Below are 18285 nucleotides of genomic sequence, written 5' to 3'. Positions count from 1 at the left end.
TGGGGGGAGTCAGAACGGAGTGTCCCCAGCCTACCCGCAAAGTGGTTGCCCCGGAAGTGCCAGAATCAGCCAAAATGAACCAGCCAGTTGAGGTGACTGCTCGTGCCGACCACAGGCGAGGCGGCCGGCTCCTCTGGGAAACCGGCCGCCTCGCCTGCACTGGGTTGCCCCTGCGTTCAGTGGCCCAGGATCTTGCTCAGGAAGGTCCGCGCCCGTTCGTGCTGCGGGTTCTGGTAGAAGTTCTCGGGCGTGGTGTCCTCCACGATGTTCCCCCGTCGAAGAACAGGATGCGGTCGGCGACCTCGCGCGCGAAGCCCATCTCGTGCGTGACGACCAGCATGGTCATGCCGCTGCGCGCGAGTTCCTTCATGACGTCCAGCACTTCCTTGATCATCTCGGGTCCAGCGCCGAGGTGGGTTCGTCGAACAGCATGACCTTGGGTTCCATCGCCAGGGCCCGCGCGATCGCCACGCGCTGCTGCTGCCCGCCGGACAGCTGCGCCGGGTACTTGTGCGCCTGCTCCTCGATGCCCCACGCGGCGCAGCAACTCCAGGCCGCGTTTCTCAGCGTCGGCGCGGCTGGCCTTGCGCACCCGGATGGGCGCCAGGGGTGATGTTCTCCAGCACGGTCAGGTGCGGGAACAGGTTGAAGGACTGGAAGACCATCCCGACTCGCGGCGGATGGCGTCGAGGTTCCCCTTGCCGTTCAGGGGAATGCCGTCCACGGTGATGGACCCGGCGTCGTGGGGGTCCAGGGCGTTCAGGGTGCGGATGAAGGTGCTCTTGCCGCTGCCGCTCGGGCCGATGATCACGACGACCTCGCCGGGCTGCACGGTTCAGGTTCACGCCGCGCAGGGCGTGGAAAGAACCGAAGTGCCTTGTGAACGTCGTGGGCCTCGATAATCGCCGTCATGGGGGCTCCTTTGGTCATCAGCGCGACACCACCTTGAGGCGGCGCTCGAGCTGGTCGGTGAAGAGGGTCATCACGGTGGTCAGGGTCAGGTACACGGCGGCGACGGTCGTGAGGACCGGGATGGGCAGGAACGTCTCACTGCTGACGCGCGAACCGGCCAGCGTGAGTTCCAGCAGCGAGATGGAACTCGCCAGCGAGGAGTCCTTGAGCAGCGCGACCATGTTGTTCACCAGGGGCGGCGTGACGATCCGCAGCGCCTGCGGCATGACGACCGTGACCATGGTCTGCGTGCCGCTCAGGCCGAGCGAGCGCGCCGCCTCGTTCTGCCCGCGCGGCACGGCCTGCAGCCCGGCGCGGATCACCTCGGCGTTGTACGCGCCGACGTTCAGGGCCAGCGCCAGCACCGCCGACGAGAACTCGTTCAGCTGGACGTTCAGGCCCATGGATTCCAGGATGGCGGGCAGCGCGTTGTACACGAACAGCAGCTGCACCAGCAGCGGCGTGCCGCGAATCACCCAGATGAACAGCGAGGCGGGCAGGCGCAGCAGCCACAGGTGCGAGGTGCGGGCCAGCCCGACCAGGGCGCCCACGCCCAGCCCGAACGCGCCGGAGATCAGCGTGAGCAGCAGCGTGGTGCGCGCGCCCTCCACGAACAGGTCGGCGCGCGGCCCGATCGGGTCCGGCATCTGCCCCAGCACGAAACTGATCAGCCAGAACAGTCCGTAGAAGGCGGCGACGCCCCCCACGACCCACGCGGCGGTGGTCAGCAGCGGGTGCCGGGCCGGGGCGGATTTCAGCGACACCGGACGTCCTGCCCGAAGTGGCTCTTGGAGATCTTCGCGTAGGTGCCGTTGGCCTGCACGGTCTTCAGGCTGGCGTTCACGGCGCCGAGCAGGGTCTTGTTGCCCTTGGCGACCGCCATGCCGAGTTTCTCCTGGAACAGCATCTCACCCTGCTGGAGTTTCTTGCCGTTCAGTTTCAGCGCCTCGAGGCTGTAGAACTTCTCGTTGACCATGGCGTCCACGCGGCCGCTCATCAGGGCCTGCAGCGCGCCGGCGTTGTTGGGGAACAGGCGCAGGTTGCGGTCGCCCGTGACCTTCTTGATCTGGTCGACGTAGGTGGTGCCGACCTGCGTGGAGACGGTCTTGCCTTTCAGGTCGGCCGCGGTTTTCGGGCCGCCGGGACGGCTGAGGATCACGCCGCCGCTGCAGTAGTGCGGGAGGCTGAAGTCCACGGCCCTGGCGCGTTCGGGCGTGATGCCGTGCGAGGAGATCACGAGATCGAAGCGGTTCTGGTTCAGGCCGATCAGCAGGTTGTCGAAGGGCTGGTTGATCCACTCGGCCTTCACGCCCATCTGCCTGGCGATGGCGTTGCCGAGGTCGTACTCGAAGCCTTTCATGGTCTTGCCCTCGAAGTAGGTGAACGGTTTGAATTCGGCGTTCGTGCCGATCTTGAGGGTACCGGACGCCTTGATCTCGGCCAGCGTGCGCGCCTGCGCGGAGTTCATGGTGGCCGCGCCGAGCAGCGCGCCCAGAGCGAGCGTCAGGCGGGTCAGGGGCAGGCGGTCAGGGGCAGGCGGGTCGTGGTGTGGGTCATGAAGTCTCCAGTGTGGCGGCGGAAGCTGGGTTCCGGGTGAAAGTCAGCGGGTGAGGGCTGGCCGGCGCAGGTGAAACCGGGCGGGAATCGCGGGTGGGAACGCGGCGCGTCCCGGCATGAATGTGGTTGACGGAGGTTATAGCCGTGGTCTGGCCGGTACACAAGGCCAGATACGAGGATTCAGGAGCAGCCAGTTGCCTGTCCCCGCCCCCCGGACATCCCAGCCGGGGCTGGCCAGGGAGCGCGTCCCGTCGCCGGGCACGCACGGGATCATAGCGGTCCCGGCTCCCGCCAGGGCCACGCGGTCCAGATCATGCGCGGCGGCGGGCGTTCCCCCCGTCCCCCGCCGCGTCGGCCAGCGCCCGCGCCAGCAGTCCGGCCGCGCGCCGCACCTGCGGGAGGTCCAGGCCACCGTAGCCGAGCAGCAGACCGTTGCGGTCCGCGCCGCCCAGGTAGTACGGGGTCAGGGTGGGCACGACCACGCCCAGCGTCCGCGCGCGCGCACTCACGTCGGCGGCGTCCAGCGCCGGGTCGAGTTCCAGGTGGGCGTGCAGGCCGGCCTCCAGGCCCATCAGGCGGGCGTGCGGGCGGCAGCCGCTCAGGGCGCCGCTCAGGGCCGCGCGGCGCGCCGCGTAGGTCTTGCGCATCCGGCGGATGTGCCGCTCCAGGTGCCCCTGCGTGATCATCAGGGCCAGGGCGCGCTGCACCGGCCAGCTGGTGTGCGCGTCCAGGCGGCTCTTGACGCGCAGCAGCCGCTCCCGCAGCGGCCGGGGCGCGACCAGGTACCCCACCCGCACCGCCGGGGACAGCACCTTCGAGAAGGTGCCCAGGTACACCACGTGCCCCGCGGTATCCAGCGACGCCAGCGACGGCAGCGGCGCCGCCCCGTACCGGAATTCGCTGTCGTAATCGTCCTCGATGATCAGGGCGTCGTGCGTCTGCGCCCATTCCAGCAGCGCCAGCCGCCTCGGGATGGACAGCCGCACGCCCAGCGGAAACTGGTGGCTGGGCGTGGTGTACACCAGCAGCGGCGCGTCCGGCCCGCCCGGCAGGGCGTCCAGGCGCAGGCCGTCGTTGTCGACCGGGAGCGGCGTGATCCGCGCGCCCCGCTCCTGGAAGATCTGCCGCGCCAGCCGGTAACCGGGGTCCTCGAAGGCCACGTGGTCACCGGCAGCCAGGACGGCCTGCGCGATCAGGTCCACGCCCTGTAGCGCCCCGGACGTGATGATCACGTCGTCCGGGTCGCACACGAAGCCCCGCGCGCGTTTCAGGTACGCCGCGACCGCGCCGCGCAGCTCCGGGTCGCCCGCCGGGTCCGCGTAATCGCCGGGCAGCGGCGCGTCGGCCACCGCGCGCCACACGCGCCGCCACTCGCCGCGCGTCAGGGCGTCCGTGTCGGTCTGCCCCACCCGGAACGCCAGCAGGTCCGGCGGTCCCGGATGTTCGACCTGCGGTTCCGGCACGTCCCGCTGCAACCAGCGGGCGCTGCGGCTGGGGGCCGGGCGGGCCGCGCCGGGCGCGTGGTCCACCGCGAGGTCCGGCGCGACGAAGGTCCCGGACCGGTCCCGGCCGATCAGGAACCCCTCGGCCAGCAGGTCCTCGTACGCCTCGAACACCACGTTCCGTCCGACGCCCAGCGCCAGCGCCAGCGCCCGCGTGGACGGCAGCCGCTGCCCCGGCTCCAGCGTCCCGCCGGACGCCGCCGCCCGCAGTTGCGCGGCCAGCTGCCGGGCCAGCCCCACGCCGGAGGCGCGGTCCAGCGAGAGCGGCAGGTCCACCGGGCCGGGGCCGGGGCCGGGCGTCCGGCAGGAGGTGAGGCGTCCATCACCGCCCATTCTTACCACGCGGCCCGGCCGGATCGCGGGGGCCGGCCGGGCCACGCCGGGTCATACGGACTCGTAGAGCTGCGCCGCAGAGCGAGTAGGAGCAAAACGGGTTCCGGGCGTGGAGCTGGCAATCCGGCGATGTTCCGGGTTGTCGGCGAAACAAACGGCAGTCCGTATCAGCGGTTCTGCGGGAAGCCCAGGTCCACGCGGCTGCCCGCCGGGTCGGGCCAGCGGGACGTGATGACCTTGGTACGCGTGTAGAACTTGATGCCGTCCGGGCCGTACATGTGCGTGTCCCCGAACAGGCTGGCCTTCCAGCCGCCGAAGGAGTAGTACGCGACCGGGACGGGAATCGGCACGTTGATCCCCACCATGCCGACCTGACAGTCGAACTGGAACTGCCGGGCGGCGCCGCCGTCGCGGGTGAAGATGGCGGTGCCGTTCCCGAACTCGTTGTCGTTGATGAGTTTCAGGCCCGCCTCGTAGCTGGGCACCCGCACGACGCACAGGACCGGCCCGAAGATCTCGTCGCGGTAGGCGTCCATGTCCGGCGTGACGTGATCGAGCAGCGACACGCCCAGGAAGAACCCGTTCCCGTCGAACGTCTGCGCCCGGCCGTCCACCACGACCGTCGCGCCCTGATCGGCGGCGCTGCCGATGTACCCGGCCACGCGGTCGCGGTGCTCGCGGGAGATCAGCGGCCCCATCTCGTTCGCGGCGTCACTGCCGGGGCCGACCTTCAGGGCCGGGAGGCGTGAGGCGATGGCGTCCACCAGTTCATCCCCCACGTCCCCGACGGCCAGGACCACGCTGATCGCCATGCAGCGCTCCCCGGCGGACCCGTAGGCGGCGCTCACGGCGGCGTCGGCGGCCATGTTCACGTCCGCGTCGGGCAGGACCAGCATGTGGTTCTTCGCGCCACCCAGCGCCTGCACGCGCTTGCCGTGCTCGGTGCCCTTGCGGTAGATGTACCGCGCAATGGGCGTGCTCCCCACGAAACTGACCGCCGCCACGTCCGGGTGCTCCAGCAGCGCGTCCACCGCCTCCTTGTCCCCGTGAATCACCGTGAACACACCGTCCGGCAGCCCGGCCTTCTGCAACAACTCCGCGATGAACAGGCTGGCGCTGGGGTCCTTCTCGCTGGGTTTCAGGATGAAGGCGTTCCCGCAGGCCAGCGCGTTCGCGATCATCCACAGCGGCACCATCGCCGGGAAGTTGAACGGCGTGATGCCCGCCACCACGCCCAGCGGCTGCTGGATGGAGTACACGTCCACGCCGGTACTCGCTCCCTCGGAATACCCGCCCTTGAGCAGGTTGGGAATCCCGCACGCGAAATCCACGTTCTCGATGCCGCGCGCGATCTCACCCAGCGCGTCCGCGTGCACCTTCCCGTGCTCACGCGTCAGGATGCGGGCCAGATCGTCGCGGCCCGCGTCAAGCAGCGCCCGGAAGCGGAACATGATCTCCGCGCGCCTGCTCAGCGGCACGCTCCGCCACGCCCGCGCGGCAGCCGTGGCCGCCTGAACGGCCGCGTCGATCTCCTGGGTACTGGCGAGGTCCACGAAACCCTGCACCTCCCCGGTCGCCGGGTTGAACACCTTCGCGCTGCGGCCCGACGTGCCGGGCGTCAACTTGCCTCCCAGCCAGTGGTTGATAGGGGCGGGCTTGGTCATCGTGTCAGTCATGGGAACTCCTGTGGAGGGGAAGGCGGGGAGGGAGAGCGTCAGTCGGCGGCGACGGGCGAGCCGATCATCTGATCGACCAGCGCGAGGGCTTCCTCGTAGGCGGCGAGGCCCTCGTCGAGTTCCTCGCGGGTGACGACGAGGGGCGGGCAGACCCACAGGAAGTTGAAGCGGCTGTACGCGTACACGTGGCGGCTCTTGAGGTGCGCGGCGAGGCGACCCATCTCGGGTGAGGTGCCGTTGAAGGGCGCCAGCGGTTCCTTGGTGGCCTTGTCCCGCACGAGTTCCAGGACGCTGAACAGGCCCTTGTAGCGCACGTCGCCCACGCAGGCGTACTTCGCCTTCATGGCTTCGAGGCGCTGCCCGAGGTACTCGCCGAGGTCGCGGGTGTGCTCGAAGAGATGTTCGTCCTCGTAGACTTTCAGGTTGGCGACGGCGGCGGCCAGCGAGACGGGGTGCCCGCTGTACGTCAGGCCGCCCGCCAGGAAGTGCGTCTCGAAGTACTCGGCGATGGCGTCACTGACGACCACCGCGCCCAGCGGCATGTACCCGCTGGTCAGGCCCTTGGCGCAGGTGACGATGTCGGGCTTGATGCCGTAGTGCTGCGTGGCGAGCCACGTTCCGGTGCGTCCGAAGCCGCTCATGACCTCGTCGTCGATCAGCAGGATGCCGTACTTATCACACAGGGCGCGCAGTTTCGGGTAGTAGTCGTCCGGCGGGACGAGCAGGCCGTTGCTGCCGGTGATGCCCTCGACCATGATCGCGGCGATGGTGTGCGGCCCTTCCATCTGGATGATCTCCTCGATGTGCGACACGCACTCGCGCCCGCAACTGTCCGGCGTCTTGCCGAACGGGCAGCGGTAGCAGTACGGGTCGAAGGCGCGCACGATGCCGGGCACGCCGGGCTCGACCGGCCAGCGCCGGGGGTCGCCGCTGGCGGTCATGCTGCCCATCGTCGCCCCGTGGTAGGAGCGGTAGCGGGTGATGATCTTGTCGCGGCCGGTGTACAGGCGGGCGATCTTCATGGCGTTCTCGTTCGCCTCGCTGCCGCCCAGCGTGAAGAAGCTCTTGCCCAGGCCCGTCACCTCACGCAGTTTCTGCCCCAGCTGCGCGCGGACATCCGTGGCGAAACTCGGCCCGGCGAAACACATGGTGTCCACCTGCGCCTTGATGGCCTCCAGCACCGCCGGATGCTGATGCCCGACGTTGATGTTGATCAGCTGGCTGGAAAAGTCCAGCCACGTGTTGCCGTCCCCGTCGAAAAAGTGGCTGCCCTTGCCGCCGGTCATGTGGATGGGGTTCGTCTGGGTCTGCACGCTCCACGAGAACAGGGTGTGGTCACGGTTCGCCTGGATGATGTCGTGCGTGTCGGGATGCGGGTCGGGCATGGGCGGAACCTCCGGAATGACAGGGCGAACCCGGCAGTGTGCAGGGCGCAGACTTCAGAAAGAAGAGCGGAAACCGAATGTTAACCGAAGTGTAGTTTTTTGCGTGCTGGAGCGGCAAGAGACAGTCTGTCCAGTCGCCTGTCTACGTCCGCTCGGCGGCGCTGAGCGCCTCGCCCGCCTCGCTGCGCGTCAGTTCCAGCGCCAGATGCAGGCCCAGCTGCCGCCGGGGTTCGTCCAGATCGGGCAGCATGGCGCGCAGCTGCTCCAGGCGGTAGTACACCGTCTGGCGCCGCACGCCCAGGCGCCGGGCGGTTTCGGCCATGTTGAAGTTCGTGGTCAGCAGGGCGTCCAGCGTGCCCAGCAGTGTCGAGCGGGGCCGGGCGGGCAGGTTCAGCAGCGGCCCCAGCTGCGCACGCAGGAACGCCACGCTGCGCCCCGTCTCGGCCAGCGCGTCCAGTAGGGGCGCGAGGCTCGGGTCCAGCGCCGGGCCGCCGTGGTTCAGGATGCGGGCGTGCGCCGCGCGGGTCAGGGCCGCGAAACTCACCTCCTCGCGGAACACGATCAGCGGCAACCCATGCAGGCGCGACGCGCCCAGCAACGCGGGCGGCACGTCGCGGAACACCTGCACGAGTTCCAGCGCCAGCCCGTGCGCGCCCCGCTGCGCCAGCGACGCCACGAACCCCTCCAGTTCACCCTCGTTCATGCGGGCCAGCAGCGACCCGGTCGAGAGGAGCAGTTCCCCGCCGGTCAGGAACCGCGCGGCGTCCGCCACCTCTGAGACATGCACCCAGGTCACGGGCTGGGTCAGGTGCGCGTGCCCACTCACGACCTCCGCGCCCGCGAACGCCGGAAGCGTCAACAGTTCCGCCAGCGTCGGCAACATCGGATCCTCCAGTCGAACAGGGGTCATGGTGGCTTCAGTGTGCGCCTTTCCGGCCCGGACGTCAGGTGTTCCGGGCAATCCAGTCCATCGTGCGGGTGGTGAGTTCATCCAGGGCCTGCACGCTCAGGGCGATGTGGTCCTCGCGGGTGTCCTCGATCCTGTTGTGGCTGATGCCGCGCAGGGACTGCACGAACAGCATGACGGTGGGGACGCCCGCGCGGGCGACCTCGGCGGCGTCGTGGAGCGGCCCGCTGGGGAGGCGGTGCGTGGTGGGCGTGACGGTGAGGATGCTGGCCTCGGCGGCGTCGATGAGCATGGGGTGGAAGGGGATGGGTTCGATGTTCCAGAGGTACCCGAAGGTGACGGTGCAGCCCGCCTCCTGCGCGAATTGCGTGGCGGCGTCCTGCGCGTCCTGCCACATGGCGGCCAGTTTGCCCGCGTCGAGGTGCCGCTGGTCGAGGGTGATTTCGCAGGTTTCGACGACGCTGGTGACGATGCCGGGCAGGGTCTTCACGCTGCCGACCGTGCACACGCCCCCGTGCCGCGCGGCGATGTCATAGATGGCCTGCCCGAAGCGTCCAGCGGCGAGGAAAGCGTCGCGGCGGACGTTCATGGGCGTGCTGCCGCTGTGCGCGGCCTGCCCGTGGAAGGTAATGGTGTGCCGCTCGACGCCGACCGTGCCGAGGACCGCGCCGAGCGGCAGATCCATGTGTTCGAGGACGGGGCCCTGTTCGATGTGCAGTTCGAGGTACGCGGCGGCGTCCTTCAGTTCCGCGCGGGCATCCGGGGCGTCCGCGAGGGTGATGCCGACGCGTTGCAGGGCGTCTTCGAGGCTCACGCCGTCACGGTCTTTCAGTTTGCGCATCTCGGTCACGTCGAGCTGGCCCCCGGCGGCACTGGACCCGTACAGGCTGCGGCCGAAGCGCGCGCCTTCCTCGTCGGCCCAGTCCACGAGTTTCAGCGTGACCGGTGGGCGCCCGGCGTACTGTTCGTTCACGCGGCGCAGGACTTCCAGGCCCGCCAGGACGTTCAGGCAGCCGTCCAGCCACCCGCCATTCGGGACGGAGTCGAGGTGCCCGCCGATCAGCAGGGCGCGCTCGCTCTCGCCGGGCAGGGTCGCCCACCAGTTCCCGGCGGCGTCCATGTGCTGCGTGACCGGCAGAGCGTCCAGCCGCTCCTTCAGGAACGCGCGGGCGGCGACCCAGGTGTCCGTGAACGCCACCCGCTGCGCGCCGTGCTCGTCCCCGGTCAATTCTCGCAGGGCTTTCAGGTCGTCGATGGTTCGTTGTGGATCAAGCATGAGTCTCCTTCGGAGACAGTTGAAAGTTGATGGTTGACAGGTGATGGAACCACCCTCTGTCAACCTTCAACCATCAACCATCTACTTCTTCCCGGTGGCTTTTTCCCACACTTTGTACGTGACGGCGGCGGGGCTGGGGTCAGCCTTGAGGATGCCGAGGCTTTTCAGCAGCGTGACGTTGGCCTTATACGTGGCGGGGTCGAGGTACCCGGCGCGGCCCTTCAGGGTGGGGCCGGCGTTGTACAGCTTGGCGACTTCGGCCATCTGCCAGGTCTGGTGGCCGGCGGCGCTGGCGCGGGTGCCCGACCCCTTGCAGGTGTTGCCGCAGTTGATCAGGACGGTCTGCACGGCTTCCTTCTGGTTCTTCACGGCGTAGTTCCAGCCTTTCAGGGTGGCGCGCACGAGTTTCGCCGCGATGTCCTCGCCGCTCATGCCGCTGCCCTTGAAGTTCTTGTTGGCCAGGGTCCGTTCGGTGGTGAAGATCAGGTCCTCGAGGAGGTTGATGCCGTAGTCGCTGGCGTTGAAGATCTGGAGTTTGTCGAGCGGGTAGCCCAGCCCGACGATCTGGTTGACCTCGTTGTAGGTCATGGCACTGACCAGATCGACCTTGTCGGGGAAGACGATGCTGGGGTCGAAGGGGTACGTGACAGCCTGCACGCTGGGATTGCTGACGGAAGAGTCGAGGCTGGTGGTCAGGCCGTACTTCTTCAGCAGCGCCACGGCGGGGTACTCGTTCCCGCTGGGCCACACGCCCACGCGCTTACCCTTGAAGTCGGCCGGGGTCTTGAGACCGGCGGATTTCAGGGACACGAGGGTGTAGCCGCTCTTCTGGAACAGCTGCGCGATGTGCACGACCGGGATGCCCTGCTGCCGGGCGGTCAGCAGGTCGGTGATCCAGGTGGTGCCGAAGTCGGCGGTGCCGGTGGCGACCGTCTGGATGGGGCTCTGGTCGCCGGTCGGGAGGAACTGCACGTCCAGCCCTTCGGCTTTGTAGTAGCCCTTGGCCTGCGCGACGAAGAACCCGGCGAACTGCGCCTGCGGGAACCACTTGAGCTGCACCTTGACGGGCACGAGTTTCTGCGCGGAAGCGCTGGAGGCGGTGGTCAGGAGCAGGGCGGCCAGGATCAGGGTGCTGCGTTTCATGGGAACCTCCGGGGAGTGGGGAGCGCGTTCGGGTGAAACGGGGTCGGTCAGGAGCGGCGGGGCAGCAGCCGCGCCTCGGCGGCGCTGACGAGCGCGAAGAAGGCCATACCGGCGATACTGGCGAGCACGATGGCGGCCCACACGACGTCCAGTCCGAAGCGGCCCACCTCGATCTGGATGCGGAACCCCAGGCCGTGCCCGTTCGTGCCGAAGAACTCGGCGACGATGGCGGAGATCAGGGCCAGGGTGCTGGAGACTTTCAGCGCGCCGAACAGGAACGGCAGCGCGGTGGGAATCCGCACGTCCCGGAAGGTCTGCTCCGGGCGGGCGGCGTAGGTGTGCATCAGGTCCAGGTGCAGCGGCGCGGCGCTCTGCAGGCCGCGCACGGCGCCCACCACGACCGGGAACAGGACCGTGACGGCCACGACGACCGTCTTGCTGGGCCAGTCCAGGCCAACTGCTTTCACGATCACGGGGGCCAGCGCCACGATGGGAATCGAACTGAACAGCGCCGCGTACGGCAGCAGCCCGAGTTCCAGGAAGCGGAACCGCACGACCAGCAGCGCCAGCCCCAGCCCCAGCGCGGTGCCGGCCAGGAACCCCAGCAGCGCCTCCAGCACGAAGGTGGTGTAGGTGTCCTGAAGCAGGACGCTGCGGGCGGTCCACAGCGCGCTCAGCACGCGCCCCGGCGTGGGGATCAGACCGGCCGGGACGGCGTAGGCGCGCAGCAGGGCCTCGGTGCCCAGCACGGCCAGGATCAGCGTGAGCGTGGCGGGCAGGGTGCGGGCGGCGCGGGACTCGCCCTGCGCCGCGCCGCGCACGCCCAGGGCGCCCACCGCCAGCAGGGCCAGGATGCCCGCCAGCCACGCCCGCGCGTCCGGGGGCGTGCCCTCGCCGGGGGCCGGGAGGGTCAGGCACACCAGCAGCAGGCCTCCCACGCCGACCAGCAGCGCCGCGGCGGTGGACAGGGCCGCGCCGGGGCGGGCGGCGACGGTGCGCACAGCGGTCATCGTCTGCTCCATGGCGTCACCCACCTCTCCAGCACGTTCACCAGGGCGACCAGCGTCACACCGAGCACCGCGCCGTATCCCATGATCACCCACAGGGCCACCGTGTCACTGGCGCGCGAGTTCTCGGCGAGCATCTTGCCCAGCCCGGAGAACGAGATGGTGCTGATCTCCGCGACGATGCTGCCCACCAGCGCCGCCGTGACCGACACCTTCAGCGCCGTGAACAGGTGCGGGAGGCTGGCCGGGAACCGCAGTAGCCGGAAGGTCTGCGCGCCGCTGGCGTGGTACGTGCGCATCAGGTCCAGGTGGAGGGGATCGGCGCTGCGCAGGCCCCGGCTCATGCCGACCGCGACCGGGAAGAACGCGATGTACGCCGCGATGATCGCCTTGGGCAGGAAGCCCTGCACGCCGTACTGCCCGAGCAGCACCGCCAGCATCGGCGCGATCGCCACGACCGGCACGGTCTGCGACGCGACCAGCCACGGCAGCGTGGCCCGCTCGAACGAACGGCTGGCCACCAGCAGCAGCGCCAGCCCCAGCCCCGTCACGGTCGCCAGCAGCAGGCCCAGCAGCGTCTCCCCGGCGGTCACGCCCACGTTGTACGGCAGCGCCAGCGGCGACGTGACCGGCGTACTCAGGCGCACGAAGCCCTGCGCGAGCTGCGCCGGGGCGGGCACCACCGGGTTGCGCAGCTGCGAGGCGCAGGCCAGCGCCGTCCGGCAGTCGAGTTCCGCGCCGCTCGCCAGGGTCCGCCCGGCCGGGCCGACGTTCGCGGCGAGCATCAGCGGCCAGTACAGCGCCGCCGCGATCAACGCCACGACCAGCATCGGCCCCAGTCCCGCCATGCGCGGGGGCCGCAGGGTGGTCATGACCTCCCCCCGTTCATGCGTGCCCCTTCTTCAGCAGTTCGCGGATCTCGGTGGCGTGCGTGAAGAAGCGCGGGTCCTCGCGGGTGTCGTCACTGCGCGGGTGCGGCAGGTCGATGTCCACGATCCCCTCGATGCGGCCAGGGCGGGCGGTCATGACGACCACGCGGGTACTCAGGAACACCGCTTCCGGGATGGAGTGCGTCACGAAGATCACGGTCTTGCCGGTCTCACGCCACAGCCGCAGCAGTTCCAGGTTCAGGTGCTCGCGGGTGATCTCGTCCAGCGCGCCGAACGGTTCGTCCATGAACAGCAGCGGCGGGTCGAACGCCAGCGCGCGGGCAATACTGACGCGCTGCTGCATCCCGCCGGACAGCTGCCAGGGGTAGTTCCGCTCGAACTTCTCCAGGCCGACCAGTTTCAGCATCTCGCGCGCCCGCGCTACCCGGTCGCCGGGCACGTTCATGACTTCCAGCGGCAGCAGCACGTTCTTCAGCACGGTGCGCCACTCCATCAGCGCGGGCGCCTGGAACACGTACCCGTACTGCCGCTCACGGCGGGCCTCGTCGGCGGTGCGGCCCGCGATCAGCAGTTCCCCGGCGGTCGGCTGTTCCAGGTCGGCCATCAGGCGCAGCAGGGTGGTCTTCCCGCAGCCGCTCGGGCCGATCAGGCTGATGAACTCTCCCTTCTGGATGCTGAGGTTGGCGTCCTTCAAGGCGACCGTCTGCCCGCCGGGCACCGGGAAGACCTTCTGCAGGTCGCGGATGGACACGATGGGCGGCTCATTCAGGGGCGGACTGGCCTGCGGGCTGGGGTTGGTGTACGTCACGTCTCCTCCTTGGAACTCCGGACCCTGTCCGGTTCAGCGTGCCTGGAACCCTCTGCCCGTTCCTACCGCCGCAGCAGTTGCCCGCGCGCCGGGTCGCCCACGAACTCACCGCCCTGCACGGCCACCTGACCGCGTACCGTGACGACCTCGGGGCGCCCGTCGATTTCCCAGCCCTCGTAGCCGCTGTAGTCGTTGTTCATGTGGCTGGTCCCGGCGCTGATGGTGCCCCGGTACGCGGGGTCGTAGATCACCAGATCGGCGTCACTGCCCACGCTGACGGTGCCCTTGCGGGGGTACAGGCCGAAGATCTGCGCGGCGCGGGTGCTGGCGGCGTCCACGAAGCGTTCGACGCTCAGGTTGCCCCGGCTGACGCCCTGGGTGTACAGGACGTTCACGCGGTCCTCGATGGCGGGAATGCCGTTCGGGATGAGCGTGAAGTTCCCGTCGCCCATGTGCTTCTGCGCCACGTCGAAGGGGCAGTGGTCGGTGGCGACCGTGGCGATCTCGCCGCGTTCCAGCGCCGCCCACAGCCGGGGCTGGTTGCCCTTCTCGCGCAGGGGGGGCGACATGACGTACTTGGCGCCCTCCACGCCGGGCCGCTCGGCGTACGTCTTGTCGAGCGTCAGGTGCGGAATCACGACCTCCACGTCCAGCTTCACGCCGCGCGACCGGGCATCCAGCGCCGCCTCCAGCGCGCGGGCGTTGCTCAGGTGCACCACGTACCCGTGCGCGCCCGTCATCTCCACGAACGTCGCGAAGTGCGCCGTGCCCTCGGCCTCCACGCTCTCCGGACGGCTGGGTTCGTGCCACTCGGGTCCAGTCTTGCCCTCCGCGAGGAGTTTCTGCTGCAACTCCGCGACCAGATCCGCGTTCTCGCAGTGCGCAGTGACCACCACGCCCAGTTCCGCCGCCAGACGGCACACCCGGTACAGCGCCGCGTCGTCGATCCCGAACGCTCCCTTGTACGCCAGGAACACCTTGAAGGACTTCATGCCCTGCCCCACCAGGTCGCGCAGGGTCGCCTCGGTCCGGTCGTCCCAGCGGGTCACGCCGATATGAAAGGTGTAGTCGCAGGCGCTGTTGCCTGCCGCCATGCCCGTCCAGGTGCGCCAGCCGTCCATCAGGTCCTCACTTCCGGCCGGGGCGAGCATCTCGATGAATGTCGTCGTCCCGCCGATCAGCGCCGCCTGCGATCCGGTCGCGTGCGTATCCTTCGCGAACGTGCCCATGAACGGCAGGTGGATGTGCACGTGCGGGTCGATGAAGCCGGGGAACACGAACTTCCCGCTCGCGTCGATCACGGTGGCCCCCTCGGGCACCGCGAGGTTCTCGCCGATCTGGGCGATGGTTTCCCCTTCCACCAGCACGTCCGCCCTGAAACGCTTACCGTCCGTGACAATCTCGCCGTTCTGAATCAGTAGGATCATGCGTGCAACCTCTCAATGGGTGTGATGTGGACGGTGCGCGACCGGAGTCCGCCTCAGTGGATCTCGATGCCGACTTCTTCGCGGTAGGCCTGCATGGCGGCCCAGCTCTGGGCGATTTCGGGGCGCTGGGCGGTCAGTTCGTCCCAGGTGATGCTCTCGCGGCCGCTGGGGACGGTAACCATGGTGATGCAGCCGTCGACGGGGCAGACGTTGGCGCACAGGGCGCAGCCGACGCAGTCGCTTTCGCGGACGACGGGGCGGGGGCGGGTGTCGGCGACCTGCCGGCCGTTGGTTCTCATGTCGTAGCCGGGGTCGACGGTGACGCCGCCGGGGCTGACGAGGTCGATGCACTGGTGGGCGGTGTCGTTACAGGCGGCGTAGCACAGGTCGCAGCCGATGCATTTGTTCTGGTCGATGCGCGCGACGGACTGGTGGGACAGGTCGAGGCCGCCGAAGGTGCTCATCTGCGGCAGTGATTTCCCGGTCACGTCGGCGATGGTCTTGAAGCCGTGATCGTCCATCCAGTTGCTGAGGCCGTCGGTGAGGTCCTCGATGATGCGGTAGCCGTGTTGCATGGCGGCGGTGCAGACCTGCAGGCTGGTGGCGCCGAGGAGGAGGAATTCGGCGGCGTCGCGCCAGGTGGCGATGCCGCCCATGCCGCTGATGGGGACGCCGCTGCGCAGCACATCTGGGTCGGTCATGAGTTCGGTCAGCATGTTCAGCGCAATCGGCTTGACGGCCGGGCCGGCGTAGCCGCCGTGCGTGCCGCGTCCGCCGATGCTGGGCGAGACGAGCAGCGTGTCGAGGTCGACGCGGGTGACGGAGTTGATGGTGTTGATGAGCGAGAGCGCGTGGGCGCCTCCGGCCAGCGCCGCGTGGGCGGGGTCGACGATGTGGGTGATATTCGGCGTGAGTTTCACGATGACGGGCAGGCGGGTGACGCTGGTGACCCAGTGGGTGTTCAGCTGGCACATCTCGGGCACCTGGCCGACGGCGGCGCCCATGCCGCGTTCGCTCATGCCCTGCGGGCAGCCGTAGTTGAGTTCGATGCCGTCGGCGCCGGTGTCCTCGATCATCATGACGATGTCTTTCCAGGCCTGCGGGTCGGCGTCGACCATGGCGGACACGATCACGGCCCGGTCGGGCCAGAGGCGTTTGATCTCGGCGATCTCGCGCAGGTTCACGTCCAGCGGGCGGTCGCTGATCAGTTCGACGTTGTTGATGGCGAGCATGCGCCGCCCGCCCAGGGAGAGGCTGCCGTAGCGGTTGCTGATGTTCAGGACGGGCGCGCCGATGGTCTTCCACACGGCGCCGCCCCAGCCGTACTCGAAGGCGCGGTGGATCTGCGCGCCGCTGTTGGTGGGGGGCGCCGACGCCAGCCAGAAGGGGTTGGGCGAGCGGATGCCGGCGAAGTCGATGCTGAGGTCAGCCATGGTGGGCCTCCGTGACGGGCGCGTGGCCCAGGGGGGCGGTTGCGGCGGCGGGCTGGTTCGGGCCGGTGAGGACGGGGCCGTGCGCCTCGAGATACAGCGGGTGCTCGCGGACCTCGGCGGGCGGCGTGGGTTTCAGGGTGACGTTCGGCGTGCGGCCCAGGGCGCGTTCGATGCTGGCGGCGGCGATCTTGCCGTCCTGCACGGCCATGACGGTACTGGCGTTGCCGCGGGCACGCACGCAGTCCCCGGCGGCGTACACGCGCGGGAGGCTGGTCTGCAGGGCGTCGTCCACGCGGATGTACCCGCCGTCCAGGTCCAGGCCCAGCGCGGCGGCCAGCGCGGGTTTCTCCTGCCCGATGGCGCTGATGACGGTGTCGCAGGGGATGACGAATTCACTGCCGGGAATGGGTTCCGGGCGGGCGCGGCCCGAGGCGTCCGGCGCGCCGAGGCCCATGCGGATGCAGCGCAGGCCCGTGACCTGCCCGCCTTCGTGCAGGACTTCCACGGGCTGGGTCAGGAAGCTGAAGGTGATGCCCTCGCTCAGCGCGAAGAGGTACTCGTGGTGGTAGGCGGTCATCTCGCGTTCGGTGCGGCGGTAGACCATCAGGGTGTCCGCGCCGGAGCGGCGGGCGATGGTGGCGGCGTCCACGGCGGTGTTCCCCGCACCGATGATGACGGCGCGCGTGCCGACGCCGGTGGGCTGCTCCATCTTGCTGGCCTCGATAACCTGCAACCCATCCAGGATGTGTTCCTCGCCGGGAATGCCGATGGCGGGCACGGCGCCCAGGCCCAGCGCGAGGATCACGGCGTCGTGGGTGGTCAGCAGGTCGTCCAGGCCCGCGCGGGTGCTCAGTTCGTGCTCGGTGACGACATTCACGCCCAGGTCGCGGACGGCCTGCACCTCGCGCAGCGCGACCTCGACCGGTTCGCGCAGCACGATGATGCCGTAGGTGCTCAGGCCGCCGCCCAGGTCGCGTTTCTCGTACAGCGTGACCTCGTGCCCGGCCCTGGCCAGTTCGGCGCTGGCGCTGATCCCGGCGGGGCCGCTGCCGACCACGGCGACGCGGCGCCCGGTGGCGGGGGCGGGCGTGAACAATTGAATGCCGCGTTCCTGCACGTGATCCACCGCGTGGCGTTGCAGGCGGCCGATCTGGATGGGCGTGTGGTCCGGGCCGAGCACGCACGCACCCTCACAGAGTTCCTGCACGGGGCAGACGCGGGCGCAGGTGCCGCCCAGGAAGTTGCTTTCCAGGATGGTGCGGGCCGAGCCGCGCAGGTTCCCGGTGGCGATCTTGCGGATGAAGGTGGGGATGTCGATGTGGGTGGGGCAGGCCTGCAGGCAGGGCGCGTCGTAGCAGTACAGGCAGCGGTTGGCCTCGACACTCGCCTCGTGCGCGGTCATGGGCGGCAGCAGTTCATGGAAGGGCTGGGAAGAGGGGGCGGCGGGCGCGGTGGGACGGGTGGGTTCCATGACTGACCTCGCAACTCAGGGGATGTGGGCGGGGTCGGTTCGGCCCTCACGGGAGCAGATTTAACCGAATGATCATGATTGTAGGCCCCACGAGTGCATAACGTCAATCACTGCCTGGATGATTATTCTCAGAACCTTCAGCGCGCCCGAAAATCCAACCGGCAAATCTAGCCGCATTCAGACGCATTTTTGACAGAGTGTCCAGCCAAATCTGGGCGTGCCGCCATCGGACTCCAATCACTACGGATTGCATATTTATGCATCTATTGAGTCGCAGGCCCAGACAGGAGTACGCTGATCACGTCCGACAATCACGACGTTCACCACCCTCCCGGCCGACCATTCACGTTCTGCATATTTCTCGTTCACACCGTAACGATATGCACACAGAAGGCCAATTTCTGCTGGAAAGCAGCACGGAATCTGCATTCCGTCATCCGATCTGGCGACAGAATGCAGATTCGAACGATTTACTGGAGTGGGTATCCGAATTGCGTGCCGACTGTGATCAGGCCATAG

At 68.9% G+C, this 18285-nt stretch carries 14 protein-coding genes and 1 pseudogene; all 15 read right to left on the bottom strand.

What is annotated here, in order from left to right; genetic code table 11:
* Positions 1-176: 176 nt before the first annotated feature.
* Positions 177-912, bottom strand: a pseudogene (locus BXU09_RS21980) (amino acid ABC transporter ATP-binding protein).
* 17 nt (positions 913-929) lie between these two features.
* On the bottom strand, positions 930-1715 hold the full coding sequence (locus BXU09_RS16005) for an amino acid ABC transporter permease (protein ID WP_230273356.1): 786 nt from the start codon (positions 1713-1715) through the stop codon (positions 930-932).
* The gene (locus BXU09_RS16000) at positions 1706-2419 is read right to left on the bottom strand and encodes an ABC transporter substrate-binding protein (RefSeq protein WP_078305315.1); all 714 of its coding nucleotides are present in this window, start codon (positions 2417-2419) and stop codon (positions 1706-1708) included. Before BXU09_RS16000 ends, BXU09_RS16005 begins: the two co-directional genes overlap by 10 nt.
* 400 nt (positions 2420-2819) lie before the next feature.
* Entirely contained in the window at positions 2820-4343 is a 1524-nt protein-coding gene (locus BXU09_RS15995) for a PLP-dependent aminotransferase family protein (protein ID WP_078305314.1), read from the bottom strand.
* 167 nt (positions 4344-4510) lie between these two features.
* The gene (locus BXU09_RS15990; protein WP_240501377.1) at positions 4511-6019 is read right to left on the bottom strand and encodes a CoA-acylating methylmalonate-semialdehyde dehydrogenase; all 1509 of its coding nucleotides are present in this window, start codon (positions 6017-6019) and stop codon (positions 4511-4513) included.
* Between the two features lie 38 nt (positions 6020-6057).
* Positions 6058-7404 carry an aminotransferase class III-fold pyridoxal phosphate-dependent enzyme gene (locus BXU09_RS15985; RefSeq protein WP_078305061.1) on the bottom strand — a complete coding sequence of 449 codons (1347 nt, stop codon included), beginning with the start codon at positions 7402-7404 and terminating at the stop codon, positions 6058-6060.
* Positions 7405-7546: 142 nt separating this feature from the next.
* Positions 7547-8314: a PucR family transcriptional regulator gene (locus BXU09_RS15980; protein ID WP_240501376.1), complete on the bottom strand. Its 768-nt coding sequence runs from the start codon at positions 8312-8314 to the stop codon at positions 7547-7549.
* Positions 8315-8348: 34 nt separating this feature from the next.
* Positions 8349-9587 (bottom strand): hydantoinase/carbamoylase family amidase, encoded by a 1239-nt coding sequence (locus tag BXU09_RS15975; protein ID WP_078305059.1) that lies wholly within the window; start codon positions 9585-9587, stop codon positions 8349-8351.
* Between the two features lie 81 nt (positions 9588-9668).
* Entirely contained in the window at positions 9669-10730 is a 1062-nt protein-coding gene (locus tag BXU09_RS15970; protein WP_078305058.1) for an ABC transporter substrate-binding protein, read from the bottom strand.
* Between the two features lie 47 nt (positions 10731-10777).
* On the bottom strand, positions 10778-11740 hold the full coding sequence (locus tag BXU09_RS15965; protein WP_144012284.1) for an ABC transporter permease: 963 nt from the start codon (positions 11738-11740) through the stop codon (positions 10778-10780).
* Positions 11737-12609, bottom strand: coding sequence for an ABC transporter permease subunit (locus BXU09_RS15960; RefSeq protein ID WP_240501421.1), 873 nt, complete (start codon positions 12607-12609; stop codon positions 11737-11739). Before BXU09_RS15960 ends, BXU09_RS15965 begins: the two co-directional genes overlap by 4 nt.
* A 13-nt stretch (positions 12610-12622) precedes the next feature.
* Positions 12623-13435 (bottom strand): ABC transporter ATP-binding protein, encoded by an 813-nt coding sequence (locus BXU09_RS15955; RefSeq protein ID WP_078305313.1) that lies wholly within the window; start codon positions 13433-13435, stop codon positions 12623-12625.
* 62 nt (positions 13436-13497) lie between these two features.
* Positions 13498-14862: a dihydropyrimidinase gene (gene hydA / locus BXU09_RS15950; RefSeq protein ID WP_078305312.1), complete on the bottom strand. Its 1365-nt coding sequence runs from the start codon at positions 14860-14862 to the stop codon at positions 13498-13500.
* Positions 14863-14915: 53 nt separating this feature from the next.
* Entirely contained in the window at positions 14916-16295 is a 1380-nt protein-coding gene (gene preA / locus BXU09_RS15945) for an NAD-dependent dihydropyrimidine dehydrogenase subunit PreA (protein ID WP_078305311.1), read from the bottom strand.
* A complete protein-coding gene (locus BXU09_RS15940; RefSeq protein ID WP_078305310.1) occupies positions 16288-17766 on the bottom strand; it encodes an NAD(P)-dependent oxidoreductase in 1479 nt (492 codons plus the stop codon). The genes preA and BXU09_RS15940 overlap by 8 nt, the downstream gene beginning before the upstream one ends.
* Positions 17767-18285: the final 519 nt, after the last annotated feature.

The sequence above is a fragment of the Deinococcus sp. LM3 genome (assembly GCF_002017875.1).
Classification (GTDB): Bacteria; Deinococcota; Deinococci; order Deinococcales; family Deinococcaceae; genus Deinococcus.
Note: the sequence above shows the minus strand (reverse complement) of the source record. Positions and strands in the feature narration are given on the sequence as shown.

Coding starts and splice junctions, on each gene's coding strand:
- BXU09_RS16000 (WP_078305315.1), bottom strand. CDS start 2,419: ATGAACTCCGCGCAGGCGCGCACGCTGGCCGAGATCAAGGCGTCCGGT.
- BXU09_RS15995 (WP_078305314.1), bottom strand. CDS start 4,343: ATGGGCGGTGATGGACGCCTCACCTCCTGCCGGACGCCCGGCCCCGGC.
- BXU09_RS15990 (WP_240501377.1), bottom strand. CDS start 6,019: ATGACTGACACGATGACCAAGCCCGCCCCTATCAACCACTGGCTGGGA.
- BXU09_RS15985 (WP_078305061.1), bottom strand. CDS start 7,404: ATGCCCGACCCGCATCCCGACACGCACGACATCATCCAGGCGAACCGT.
- BXU09_RS15980 (WP_240501376.1), bottom strand. CDS start 8,314: ATGACCCCTGTTCGACTGGAGGATCCGATGTTGCCGACGCTGGCGGAA.
- BXU09_RS15975 (WP_078305059.1), bottom strand. CDS start 9,587: ATGCTTGATCCACAACGAACCATCGACGACCTGAAAGCCCTGCGAGAA.
- BXU09_RS15970 (WP_078305058.1), bottom strand. CDS start 10,730: ATGAAACGCAGCACCCTGATCCTGGCCGCCCTGCTCCTGACCACCGCC.
- BXU09_RS15965 (WP_144012284.1), bottom strand. CDS start 11,740: ATGACCGCTGTGCGCACCGTCGCCGCCCGCCCCGGCGCGGCCCTGTCC.
- BXU09_RS15960 (WP_240501421.1), bottom strand. CDS start 12,609: ATGACCACCCTGCGGCCCCCGCGCATGGCGGGACTGGGGCCGATGCTG.
- hydA (WP_078305312.1), bottom strand. CDS start 14,862: ATGATCCTACTGATTCAGAACGGCGAGATTGTCACGGACGGTAAGCGT.
- preA (WP_078305311.1), bottom strand. CDS start 16,295: ATGGCTGACCTCAGCATCGACTTCGCCGGCATCCGCTCGCCCAACCCC.
- BXU09_RS15940 (WP_078305310.1), bottom strand. CDS start 17,766: ATGGAACCCACCCGTCCCACCGCGCCCGCCGCCCCCTCTTCCCAGCCC.